Origin of the sequence: Lysinibacillus sp. JNUCC 51, from assembly GCF_015999525.1 — a bacterium.
Classification (GTDB): domain Bacteria; phylum Bacillota; class Bacilli; order Bacillales_A; family Planococcaceae; genus Lysinibacillus; species Lysinibacillus xylanilyticus.
The window spans coordinates 1115554-1128036 of record NZ_CP065545.1 but is presented as its reverse complement, the minus strand read 5'-3'; the positions used below and the strand labels follow the sequence as shown (position 1 = coordinate 1128036).

General features: G+C 37.7%; 14 protein-coding genes. All 14 read left to right on the top strand.

Annotated features, from left to right (window positions below):
• Window positions 1-110 precede the first annotated feature (110 nt).
• Window positions 111-818, top strand: coding sequence for a lantibiotic protection ABC transporter ATP-binding protein (locus JNUCC51_RS05835; RefSeq protein WP_268635862.1), 708 nt, complete (start codon window positions 111-113; stop codon window positions 816-818).
• Between the two features lies 1 nt (window position 819).
• The gene (locus JNUCC51_RS05830) at window positions 820-1548 is read left to right on the top strand and encodes a lantibiotic immunity ABC transporter MutE/EpiE family permease subunit (protein ID WP_337991232.1); all 729 of its coding nucleotides are present in this window, start codon (window positions 820-822) and stop codon (window positions 1546-1548) included.
• Between the two features lie 3 nt (window positions 1549-1551).
• Window positions 1552-2307: a lantibiotic immunity ABC transporter MutG family permease subunit gene (locus JNUCC51_RS05825; protein ID WP_337991231.1), complete on the top strand. Its 756-nt coding sequence runs from the start codon at window positions 1552-1554 to the stop codon at window positions 2305-2307.
• Between the two features lie 22 nt (window positions 2308-2329).
• Window positions 2330-2992 carry a response regulator transcription factor gene (locus tag JNUCC51_RS05820; RefSeq protein WP_337991230.1) on the top strand — a complete coding sequence of 221 codons (663 nt, stop codon included), beginning with the start codon at window positions 2330-2332 and terminating at the stop codon, window positions 2990-2992.
• Entirely contained in the window at window positions 2980-4365 is a 1386-nt protein-coding gene (locus JNUCC51_RS05815; RefSeq protein WP_337991229.1) for a sensor histidine kinase, read from the top strand. The genes JNUCC51_RS05820 and JNUCC51_RS05815 overlap by 13 nt, the downstream gene beginning before the upstream one ends.
• 175 nt (window positions 4366-4540) lie before the next feature.
• Window positions 4541-4864: a hypothetical protein gene (locus JNUCC51_RS05810; RefSeq protein ID WP_337991228.1), complete on the top strand. Its 324-nt coding sequence runs from the start codon at window positions 4541-4543 to the stop codon at window positions 4862-4864.
• Between the two features lie 118 nt (window positions 4865-4982).
• Window positions 4983-5354, top strand: a complete 372-nt coding sequence (locus tag JNUCC51_RS05805) for an ELKS/Rab6-interacting/CAST family protein (RefSeq protein WP_232733217.1) — start codon at window positions 4983-4985, stop codon at window positions 5352-5354.
• Between the two features lie 251 nt (window positions 5355-5605).
• Complete coding sequence (locus JNUCC51_RS05800; protein ID WP_337991227.1) at window positions 5606-6694, top strand: ABC transporter substrate-binding protein; 1089 nt, start codon at window positions 5606-5608, stop codon at window positions 6692-6694.
• Complete coding sequence (locus JNUCC51_RS05795) at window positions 6684-7520, top strand: alkaline phosphatase family protein (RefSeq protein ID WP_337991226.1); 837 nt, start codon at window positions 6684-6686, stop codon at window positions 7518-7520. Before JNUCC51_RS05800 ends, JNUCC51_RS05795 begins: the two co-directional genes overlap by 11 nt.
• Before the next feature lie 389 nt (window positions 7521-7909).
• Window positions 7910-8752 carry an ABC transporter permease gene (locus tag JNUCC51_RS05790; RefSeq protein WP_198516281.1) on the top strand — a complete coding sequence of 281 codons (843 nt, stop codon included), beginning with the start codon at window positions 7910-7912 and terminating at the stop codon, window positions 8750-8752.
• On the top strand, window positions 8752-9537 hold the full coding sequence (locus JNUCC51_RS05785; protein WP_337991225.1) for an ABC transporter permease: 786 nt from the start codon (window positions 8752-8754) through the stop codon (window positions 9535-9537). Before JNUCC51_RS05790 ends, JNUCC51_RS05785 begins: the two co-directional genes overlap by 1 nt.
• On the top strand, window positions 9534-10535 hold the full coding sequence (locus tag JNUCC51_RS05780; protein ID WP_337991224.1) for an ABC transporter ATP-binding protein: 1002 nt from the start codon (window positions 9534-9536) through the stop codon (window positions 10533-10535). The genes JNUCC51_RS05785 and JNUCC51_RS05780 overlap by 4 nt, the downstream gene beginning before the upstream one ends.
• On the top strand, window positions 10532-11317 hold the full coding sequence (locus JNUCC51_RS05775) for a DeoR/GlpR family DNA-binding transcription regulator (RefSeq protein WP_337991223.1): 786 nt from the start codon (window positions 10532-10534) through the stop codon (window positions 11315-11317). The genes JNUCC51_RS05780 and JNUCC51_RS05775 overlap by 4 nt, the downstream gene beginning before the upstream one ends.
• Window positions 11314-12321: a histidinol phosphate phosphatase domain-containing protein gene (locus JNUCC51_RS05770; protein ID WP_337991222.1), complete on the top strand. Its 1008-nt coding sequence runs from the start codon at window positions 11314-11316 to the stop codon at window positions 12319-12321. Before JNUCC51_RS05775 ends, JNUCC51_RS05770 begins: the two co-directional genes overlap by 4 nt.
• The last annotated feature ends 162 nt before the right edge of the window (window positions 12322-12483 follow it).

Below are 12483 nucleotides of genomic sequence, written 5' to 3'. Positions count from 1 at the left end.
ATACTCTATCATTGATTTTCTTTGTGATACACCACAAAATTTTTCGTTATCCTTATAAAATCCTTATAATCATTTTTTACACTATAATCATCGAAAGGAAGATGATTATTATGGAAGATATTATTTTACAAACAGAAAATCTTAGTAAAGGCTTTAAGGGGCAAAAAATCGTAGAGGATCTGTCGTTAACGATACCTCGCAATACTGTTTATGGTTTGCTCGGTCCAAATGGTGCAGGGAAATCAACAACGTTAAAAATGATTACGGGGATGCTACGTCCGAATGCAGGGAAAATACTTTTTAATGGCCGTGAATGGAATCGTAATGATTTAAAAGACATTGGTGTATTAATTGAAACACCACCGCTTTATGAAAATTTAACGGCAAGAGAAAATCTCAAGGTTCGAACGATTGCCCTCGGTTTGCCGCAGTCACGTATTGACGAAGTATTAAAAATTGTTGATTTGACCAATACAGGGAAAAAACGAGCAGGACAGTTTTCGCTTGGGATGAAACAACGTCTAGGGATAGCTATTGCGCTATTAAATTATCCAAAGCTTTTAATTCTTGATGAGCCGACAAATGGTCTCGATCCAATCGGCATTCAAGAACTTCGAAAGCTGATTCGATCTTTTCCAGAGCAAGGGATTACAGTCATTTTATCTAGCCACATCCTGTCAGAGGTAGAACAGGTCGTTGATGAAATTGGCATCATTGCAGGAGGGAAATTAGGTTATCAGGGAGTTGCCCCACAAGGTCAGGAATTAGAATCATTATTTATGCAAGTAGTGTCTGCTAATAGAAAGGTAGGCATGTAACATGATTTCAATTATGAAGGCCGAAAAATTAAAATGGAAAAAGACTTTTATCCCTAAATTAGTGTGGCTGGCACCCATTGTGGCGATATTACTAACTGCATTTTTAATGGGAGGGAGCTTCTTCCAAAAGGGTGCTTATAATTGGTGGTATACAATGCTCTTACCGGGTGCTCTGACGATATGTTGTGCATTAGTGGTGGAAAATGATGCTAAATTGAAATATCATAGTATTCTCGCAATGCCACTCGATCTGAAGAAGATTTGGTATGGCAAAATACTTGCATGTAGTGCCTGGTTGTTATTAATTACACTTATTTTCTTTGCAGGAATTACTGCTGGTGGAATACTTTTTGGCAATAGCTATTCTTTCATTAATAGTCTTACAGGTAGTTTATTAATTTTCGTAACGTTTTTATGGCAAATTCCACTTTGTTTATTCCTTGCGGCAAAATTAGGAACTTATATGGCTATTTTTATAAATTTAGTCGGCAATATTGCTGGTATGATTGCATTTGCAAATGGAGAGTTCTGGTATAGAGTTCCTTATGCCATTACAGCAAGACTAATTTGTCCAACTCTTGAGATTTTACCAAATGGTTTGCCAGTGCCTGAAGGTAGCCCGTTATTAAGCATGTCGGTTTTAGTTCCAGGTATATTAATTGCTTTAGCATGGTTTGCATTACTTAGCTTCTTTACTGCACGTTGGTTCCAAAAAAAGGAGGCGAAATAGTGTATGGTAATGTTAAGATTACTTAGAGCAGAGTTTCTTAAAACAAAAAGAACGCCGTTTTTGCTTACACATCTAATTGTACCTATTATTATTTCAGGGATATTTTTAGCATACTATACTTATTCACCATGGGGTTTTTATGATAGGGTAACGGCTTATCTTCAAGCAGTAGCATGTGGGTTTCCAATTATTATTGGATTAGTTTGTGCGATGGCAGCGGAGCAAGAAGCAAATGCAGGACATTTTCAGGGGATGCTAACAGCTACTAAAATAAAAGTAGTGGCCTATTTAAGCAAATTGCTAATGTTATTGTTATTTAGTTTTGGAGCAATAATACTGTCCTTCGGTATTTTTAGTGTTGGTTTTATTGAACTCCTGCATGAAGATACTTTTGGTTATCAATTTTATTTCATAGCTGGATGTATTCTATTTGTTAGCTTTGCATTTTTATATATTTTACATTTTTTTGTTAGTTTTCATTTTGGTAAAGGTGCCTCAATCGGATTAGGGATTGTCGGATCACTAATAGTAGCCCTACTCCTCACGGGACTAGGTGATGGTATTTGGTCATTTATACCTTATGGTTGGGGTGGTCACTTTGTTTCATTATGGGAAATGAAGGCGTCAGGGCTTGACCTATCGACGGTGGAAATAGGACTTCAGGAAGGTATTATTGCTTTATCTTGCGGGACATTGCTTGCATTAGTCCTTTCTTGTTTATGGTTCTGGAAATGGGAAGGAAGAAAAACAGAAAGTTAGGGAAAATGATGAGGGTAGAAGTATGGCAAAAATATTAGCAGTAGATGATGAAAAAGATATTTTAGTATTGATAAAAAATGCATTACTAAAAGACGAACATTTAGTAACCGCAGTCTCTGATGCGACAGAAGTAAGTAAAATGAATCTTGGTACTTTCGATTTAATTTTACTGGATGTAATGATGCCCGAAATAGATGGGTTTACTCTATGTGGTCAAATACGTCATGCTGTAGATTGTCCTATCCTTTTTTTAACGGCTAAATCGTTGGAGGAGGATCTAATGTATGGTCTTGGTCTGGGCGCAGATGATTATATTATCAAGCCGTTTGGAATTGGGGAGCTACGTGCAAGAGTGAATGCACATTTGAGACGCGAAAAAAGAGAAAGACGTAGCATTCTCTTTGTAGATAACGTTCACTTCAATTTATCCGGCAAAGAGCTGTTTGTAAATGAAGAAAAGGTAATGCTGACAAAAAGTGAATACGAAATATGCGAATTTTTAGCTCGAAATCGAGGACAGGTGTTTTCTAAAGAAAAGATTTATGAAACTGTTTTTGGGTTTGATGGGAAGAGTGACAGTACCGCTATTACTGAGCATATTAAAAATATTCGTTCAAAGCTACATGCTTTTAATGTTGACGCCATTGACACTGTTTGGGGGATCGGATATAAATGGAGACAATAAAGCCTACTAAAGGAACACGACTACATACTTTTTTTCTTCGATATCTCTTTTTCCTATGTATAGGCACTATACTATTAGTAGTACTACTGTTTGGTATATTTTTGTTTACTTTTTCTGCCAATATCGTACTACCCGCAAATTATGCAGAAACTCAGATTTCATTATCGAAGGATCGCATTACGTCTAGTAGTTCGGTTACAGCTGATATTATTCCAGACCTTGTTGACTACGCGGTTTTTTCTAAAGATGGACAATTTTTTACAGGGAGTCTTTCAGAAAAGGAAGCTATAAAGGCTTGGAATTTAATGAAAAAAGGGGAAACTTCAAATGGTTCCCAATTTTACTCGTTTATAGAGCGAGAAAATGAGATTTGTATATTACGATATTATTTAGTACCTCAGTATCGTTCGGAAATTTTAAGAAAATATTTGCCTAATCCGCAACTATTTGTATTTCTATTGTTTATTATAGGGATAGTGGCTTATGCAACTGTCCTTGCTATCCATTTTGGCAGAAGTTTAAAGAAAAAAATGGTTGGCTTGCAGGAAGCGATTGAAAAAATACAAAATCAAAATTTAGATTTTACGATTAACCATTCAGGAATTCGTGAAATAGATGAAATATCAATTTCTCTTGAGCAGATGAAAGAGGCCTTAAACAGCTCCTTAAAACAGCAATGGGAATCAGAACAGACCCGTAGAGAGCAAATTTCAGCTCTTGCCCACGATCTGAAAACGCCTCTTACAATTATTCGGGGGAATGCAGAACTTTTACAGGATACTGAACAAGATGATATACAAAGAGAATATAATGACTATATTTTGAAAAATACGATGGAAATAGAAAAATTTACGAAAGAGCTGATCGATTTATCTAAAATGGAGAAAAATATCGTTCGTGAAAAAACGAATGTTAAAACAGATGCATTTATGATAGAAGTAGAAGATCAAATGAGAGCTCTTTCGTTGGAGAAAAAGCTTCAAGTAGATGTCCAAAAGGAAATGCTACCTGCACTTATATCGATCGATGAAGAGCGGTTCTATCGAGCGATTTTAAATATCATTGCCAATGCTGTAGAACACACACCTGAAAATGGCAAGGTGACATTAACTGTTCAAGGTGCCGCTGATATTATTCAATTTACTGTTGTTGATAGCGGCTGTGGATTTTCTCCGAGAGATTTAAATGAGGCTACCAAACAATTTTATCGAGGAGATTCAAGCAGAAATGCGGGAAACCACCATGGGATGGGACTTTATATTGCTCAATCCATTGTTCAGAGTCATGATGGAACATTGCTTATCGCCAATGATTTATCAGCTGGAGGAGGGAAAGTGACCATAACAATCCCAACCGATTTCGCATTGGCGTAATTGTTTTTGTTGTTGTATTGCTTTCGCATAGAAAAACTAAATTATTCAAAATGAGATTTATTATTTTGTATATTTCTATTTTGTTAGCGAATTCTAATGAAGTTTATTAATATGACATTGGAAAAAAATATATATCATATATATGAGTTGATTGGAGTGGAGGCTGGGTGACTCCTTGGGGATCAGCGATAGAGGGACGAAGGCGAAAACCATCACGTCCTGTGATAACGCCTTCGTGACCAACATCCTGTTGGCCCAAGCGGCTCATCGGACGCCACCAGGTAGCTCTGCTCTGCGCGAAAGCGAAGCGTCAGCGGCAAATGTTTTATCTGCGCGAAAGCGAAGCGTCAGCGGCAAATGTTTTATCTGCGCGAAAGCGAAGCGTCAGCGGCAAAGCACCCAGCCGGAACGAAAACAACCTCACGCTTTTGATGGCGAGCCCTTAATTAATAAAAATGGTTCATTAACACACTTGATAAATATCTTAAAAGAAGAATGATTTTGACAAATTTGTTAATATCATTCTTTTTGTTTTTGTTTGAAAGGAAAAAGTGGGGAGTGTGTTCGGGCAATCGTATTGTAAAAAATGCTACAATAAAAGAAAAAAAGAAGAGGCGATGCACGTGAGTAACGTCATTGATTTTATTGCAAAGAAAAGAGAACGCGAAGAAAGGCAGCGTGCTCAAGATTTAGAAAGGTATGTTGCGACACAATGTAATTTTCATCAACCAGAAAATATTGATGCACTTGTTGATGGTAAAATGATTGAGGTCAAGGACCATACGTTGTTTTTAGGATTTCTCTCAATATTAAAAGATGAAAAAATTGATCCACTTGATATTTTTCAGGATGTTTTTAAATTGGAACCTGCCCACTTCGAGATGTCCTACAATATGAGATGGTGGTCAGTTGTACAGCTTGCCTTTACATTTTTAACAATTTTAAAGGAGAACGAGCCGCATACATATGCAGATTTTCTTGGTTTATAAAATTAATCTAGAGTGTGTGCACGTCTTGGAAAGCTATATAAACGTGCGCATACAGGACTAGATTCCTTCTTAATTTCCTCTAAAACTTTTACGACCCCCCTTCAATTAATAATTGTTCATAGATTTTCATAATACCTTAATAATTTTTACTGAATATTTTAACGTCCTCCATACTTGCTTAATGTTTGTTTCTTAACATAAATGTTGTAAGACAAATGAAAACAAACATAAACAAATGGAGGTTCCAACTCATGGCAATTCAAAAGTTGTGGAAGAAAGGTCTAATCGGAGCATTAGCAATTTCAATGTTGGCGGCTTGTTCTGACGGTTCATCTAGTTCGAATGAAGTGAAAAGTGATTTGTCACTTGAAGAGGTTACGAAAAAAGCAAAAGAAGAAGGCACTGTAAATTCTGTCGGTATGCCAGATACTTGGGCTAACTGGGTAGAGACTTGGGAAGAGCTTGGTACTGAGTATAGCCTCAAGCATAAGGATACAGATATGTCGAGTGCTGAGGAGCTAGCAAAGTTCGAGGCCGAAAAGGAGGATGCCACTGCGGATATTGGTGACGTTGGAATTGCCTTTGGGCCGATTGCTAAGGACAAAGATTTAACATTACCGTACAAAACATCTTATTGGGATGAAATACCTGACTGGGCAAAGGATGATGAAGGCCATTGGATCGTGGGTTACACTGGAACAATTTCATTTTTAACTGATAAAAACAACGTCAAAAATGCCCCGAAATCTTGGGAGGACATTAAAAACGGAGATTACACTGTCAGCATTGGTGATGCTTTAACAGCGAATCAAGCACAGTTTGCTATTTTAGCAGCTGCAATGGCATTTGGTGGCGATGAATCGAATATTCAACCAGGTATAGACTTTTTTGCAGACTTAGCAAAACAAGGGCGTTTAAAAGGAGATCCAACTGTAGCGAATTTAGAAAAAGGCGAAATTGACGTAGCCATCCTATGGGATTTTAATTCACTTGGCTATCGACACCAAATTGATGAGAAACGCTTTGATGTAGTCATTCCATCAGAAGGCTCAGTAACATCAGGGTATGCAACGGTCATTAATAAATACGCAAAAAATCCTCATGCAGCAATGCTTGCTCGTGAGTACATTTTATCCGATGCGGGGCAAGAAAATTTAGCGAAGGGTTATGCTCGTCCAATTCGTGACAAAGTGCAATTGTCTCAAGATGTTCAGAAACTATTATTGCCTGAGGAAATGTACAAAAATGCACAGCCAGTAAAAGACCAAAAGAAATGGGAAGAAACAACAAAGCAAATTCCACAACTATATCAGGAGCAGGTATTAATTCATGGGAAATAATAAAGTTGTTTTAATTGTCGTAGATGCACTTCGTTTTGATACAGCCTGTACCCATATGGGGTTTATGCACCATTTAGTTGAACGTAAAATTGCAGCGCGCTATAAGGTTTGCTCAGAGGTCCCGTCACTATCAAGGCCTCTATATGAAACGATTTTAACGGGGACACCACCCATTGTGCATGGAGTAACGAGCAATATGACAGTACGTTTATCCACGCAAAATAGTCTATTTCATATAGCAAAAGAAAACGGTCTTTCGACTGCAGCTGCTGCCTATCATTGGGTAAGTGAGTTATATAATCGTGCACCATTTATGCATATGGAGGACAGGCTGCAATTAGATACTCAATTGCCGATTGAGAATGGCTTGTTCTATTTTGAGGATCACTATCCAGACAGTCATTTATTTGCTGATGCTGCTTGGTTAATGGATCAAAAGCAACCTGATTTCTTATATATTCATCCGATGAATGTAGATGATGATGGTCATAAATTTACAGCCGACTCGGCACAATATCGAAATCGCGTTTTAGCAGTGGATGCATTATTATCTTTATTTATTCCAAAATGTCTTGCGCAGGGCTATGAAGTGATCGTGACAGCTGATCATGGGATGACGAGTGATGGTAATCATGGAGGCACAACAGCTGAGGATCGCCACGTACCGATGTTTGTTATTTCGAATCATGTTAAAGCAGGCATTAAGGATGAGGTTGTATCACAGCTACAAATTGCTCCACTATGCTGTCATTTATTGAATATCGAACCTTCTGATGAAATGGTTCCGCTGTTATTAGAGGGGATGCATTCTTTAAAAGGGGTTTAATTATTAATATTTAATCAGGTGTGTAATTGGAGTGGAGGGCTGGGCGACTCCTTGGGGGATCAGTGTCAAAAATGATACCCTGCAGCGAAGCGGAGTGGCCCAGCTGAAACGGAAATTGACCCCAGTTATTGTGAAGAATTCATTTTTATATGAATTACTTTGAAGGTTTATCGGAACAAAATCCAGATTTATCGGAACAAAATCACGTTTTATCGGAATGATTTTAGAATTTATCGGAACAAAATCTCATTTTATCGGAACAATTTCAGTTTTTATCAACTATGGGCGACTCCTTGGGGATTAGCGGCTAGCCGGAACGGAAATCAACCCTACGTTATGGTGATGAGCCTTCTAATTAATAAAATGGCCGCTATTAAATAAAGAAAGAAGTGATTGTTTTGATTTCGAAGCGGCAAACAGTTGCCTGGCTTTCTCCTTTTCTAGTACTTGTCTTGTTATTTTTCTTAGTACCATTACTGTATATGCTAATCACAAGCTTTCAAAATAGTGATGGTTTTACACTTGCACAATATAAATCTGTATTAACGAATGATTACATTTTACAAGGCTTTAAAAATAGTATTACACTGTCCGTTATTTCGGCTGTCATTGCCTTGATCGTTACGTTATTTGCAGTTTATGCGATTATGAGATTTTCTGAGCCAGTGCGTGAGAAAATTTTAATACTGACAAACTTAACATCAAATTTTTCAGGTATTCCGTTAGCTTTTGCCTTTATCGTATTGCTTGGCAATAGCGGGCTCTTTACATTGCTATTCGATAAATGGGGTATCGGCCCATTATCATCATTTTCTCTATATAGCTGGGGTGGCTTGTTGCTGATTTATATTTATTTTCAGCTACCGTTAGCATTAATGCTTTTATACCCAATTTATGATGGAATTCAACAACAATGGAAGGACGCAGCAGCACTACTTGGAGCTTCTACTTGGCAGTTTTGGATGAAGATTGGGATCCCTGTTATGCTTCCGGGGATTGTTGGAACATTTAGCGTGTTGTTTGCCAATGCAATGGGTGCGTATGCCTCAGCCTATGCGCTAACTAGCAGTAACTACAATTTAGTGGCCATTCGTATTGGTTCTCTTATTAAGGGAGATATTTTTGCTCAACCAGAGCTGGCAAGTGCTATTGCCGTAATACTAGCAGTAACGATGGTGACGGCAATGCTATTAAGCGAATGGAGCATTTCAAAAACAAGGAGGAAGTTATAGTGAAAAAAAGAGGTTTTGCTGATTTATTTTTCCTCCTGTTAGTGGTGTATTTAGTGCTGCCTGTTGTTGCAACAATGCTTTATGCCTTTGCGACAAAATGGAATAAGACAATCTTGCCAGAAGGATTAACATTTAAATGGCTTGCTACCTTATTTCAAGATGCAGAATTTATCCAGGCGTTTGGACGTTCTGTTTTATTGTCGAGTGGGGCTGTAATGGTTGCATTGCTCGTTATCGTACCAGCTATTTTTGTGATCGTGTTGTATTTTCCGAAATACGAAAAATGGATTCAGATGGCTGTTGTGATGGTGTATTCATTTCCAGGAATTATTTTAGCAGTTGGGCTCATTCGTGTTTACAGCAAATTTGGTGTGCCAATGATTCTAGTAGTTTTAGGGGCATATGTTATCGGTATCCTACCGTACATTTATCAGGGGACACGCAATAGTTTGCGGAATGTAGATGCACGACAGCTTTTAGATGCAGCGCAATTACTGGGAGCATCGAAATTGCAGGCATTTACTAAAATATTATTACCTACTGTTTACCCAGGCTTATTTGCAGGTGCATTATTATCGTTTTCTGTACTTTTTGGAGAATTTGTACTGATTAATTTAGTTGTCGGTTCTCGCTTTGAGACTGTGCAAATTTATTTAATGAAGAAGCTTAGTACAAGTGGACATATTGCTAGTGCAGTAGTCTTTATTTATATCGTTCTAATGGGCTTATTAACGTTCGTTATTGCAACATTAACGAAACGATCGAAAGGTGCTACAAATCTATGAGTTATATTGTTATTGAAGAACTTCATAAAAAATATGGATTAACGACGGTTTTATCAAATATAAATATGAAGATTGAAAAAGGTGAATTTATAACTCTTTTAGGTCCAAGTGGCTGTGGTAAGAGTACAATTCTACGTATTTTAGCAGGCTTAACAGATTCATCTGCGGGAAAAATTATCGTAGAAGGTAAGGATATGAATGGTGTTCAACCAAAGGATCGTCAAGTTGGTATGGTATTTCAATCATATGCACTATTTCCGAATATGACGGTGAAAGAAAATGTAGCCTTCGGTTTACGCATGCAAAAAGTAAATACTGCTGAAGTGGATCAACGTGTTCAAGAAATGCTTGAGATTGTGCATTTAAGTGAAAAAGCAAATGCATATCCGAAAGAATTATCTGGTGGTCAGCAGCAGCGTGTTGCCCTTGCGCGAGCTTTAATAGTGCGTCCAAAAGTATTGCTGTTAGATGAGCCACTCAGTGCGCTAGATGCCCAAATTCGTAAGAAACTTCAAGCAGATTTACGAGCTATCCAACAAAAACTAGGTATAACGATGATTTTAGTTACGCATGATCAAGAGGAAGCGATGGCTGTTTCTGACAGAATCTTTGTTATGAATAATGGGATGATTGCACAAAGTGGAACACCTACTGCAATTTATACAAGCCCTGAAAGTGAATTTATCGCTAATTTTATCGGACATTACAATGTGTTTACACGTCAAGCCCTTGAGAAAATGATTGGCGAGACATTGCCAAAAGAATACTCAAAATTTGCGATTCGACCAGAAGCTATACATCTCGATCAGAGACAGGGGGATGTTTGTATGACTGGAGAGGCGAAGCAATCATTAATGAGTGGCAATGTTATTCGGACAACGTTAGAGGGTGAATGTCTCTTTACGATGGAGCAGCTACATCAACGAGGGCATTCGTTTGAGCTTGGTAAGCGATATGAGTGCTATGTAGCGAGGGAAGATGTGATTGCATTATCATGACATATGCAAAAATTGAACGTTTTGAATTTATTTTAAAACAGTTAGAGATAGAAGGAAAAATTGTTGTTGCCAATATTGCAGAAGAATTACAAGTGGCACCTGAAACGATTCGTAGAGATTTTGATGAGCTAGAGCAACAACATTTATTAACGAGAGTACATGGTGGAGCTGTTAAGTATACGAACGTTAGAAATGAACCGGCATTTTTGCGCAAGCTTCAAATGCAAAAGGAGGCAAAGCGCAATATAGCTCGTTTAGCAGCTAGATGTATATGTGACGGGGATACAATTGCGGTTGATACAGGTACAACGACTGTGCATATTGCAGATTTTTTATTGGCAGTCGACGATATAACCGTTGTTACCAATTCTATCGCTGCAGCTGTTCAATTTAATTTGGCGATAGAGGAGCGGCGCATGACTGGAAAAGTCATATTACTTGGTGGAACGACAAACCCAAGGCAATCCTCAGTAACAGGCGCTATGACGTTGGAGTTATTAGGGAATATGAATTTTGATAAAGCATTTATATCGTGTGGTGGTATAAGTGAAGGTATCGTATACGATTATGATTTGGATGAATCGTTAATTTCTAAAAAAATGATTGACCGTAGCAAGATGAACTTTTTATTAGTGGATGCATCTAAAATAAATGGTAAGTCCTTTTATCAAATATGTCACATTGAAGAGTGCTCAGAAATTCTTTGTGATATAGCTTGCCCGTTGGAATGGCAAGCGTATGAGGAAAAGTGGACGGTATGCAATGGAGGGAAAAGCGAATGATTGATTACCATGTACATTTAGAGGAGGGGCCTTATTCATTCCGTTGGCTAGAGCGTACTTCTCAAGCAATTAGATTTTTTAATGAAGATGAAGGATCAGCTAAAGGTTCTAAAGCATTTATAGAATTGCAAATGAAGCAGTTATCACAGCGATTACAAAGTGGCTGCTATAGTGAGGAATGGCTAGATTTATATTTACAACAGGCAAAGAAGCTAGGTTTACGCGAGGTTGGCATTGTCGACCATCTATATCGTTTCAAGGAGACACGAGCATATTTTGAGCGTTATATGCAGTTAGATAACAATGAAGTTGGGAGAGCTCAGCGTTACTGGCTTGATAGTGTGATGACGGAAAGTATGGATGATTTTGTGTCAGCTATTAATCAAGCAAAAGAAAAATGGAGTCGTCATGGTATTTCCTTGAAGCTTGGTATCGAGGCAGATTATTTTGTCGGTGGTGAGGAAGAATTAACTTCATTATTAGAAGGATATCCATGGGATTATGTTATCGGATCTGTCCATTTTGTGGATGGCTGGGGTTTTGATAACCCTCAAACTCAATACATATTTGAGGACATGGACGACGCAACTTTACAGGAAAACTTTGCCCAATTTTTTGCTACAGTAGAAAAAATGATCCTCTCGAATATGTTTGACTTTGTGGCGCATTTAGACAACTTTAAAGTGTTTGACTATCAAGTGAAGAACACAGCTTTTCTTGACTCTTGGTATGAAAGAATTGCAAAGGCACTTGTGACAACACAAACTGTCACTGAAATAAATGCCGGCTTATATTATCGCTATCCAGTAAAGGAAATGTGCCCAGGCCCCCGTTTCTTACAAATTTTAATTAAACACGATGTATCCTTTACAGTTTCCTCAGATGCGCATTTCCCAGACGATTTAGGTAAGTATACATTTGACAATGTAAATTTGCTTAAGAGCCTAGGTGTTCAATCGATTGTCGGCTTTGAACAGCGTATGAGAAAATTAATAAAGATATAGCATACTGTGGTTCATAAATATAAAGGCATTGACACAAAAATGTGGAGTTCATTTTTGTGTCAGTGCCTTTAATTAATTTATTAGTATTAGTTACATAAGTACAAGAAAAATCGCATACAAATGATTAAATTCATTTTTTAATGAGAGGCGAGTAAAATTGAC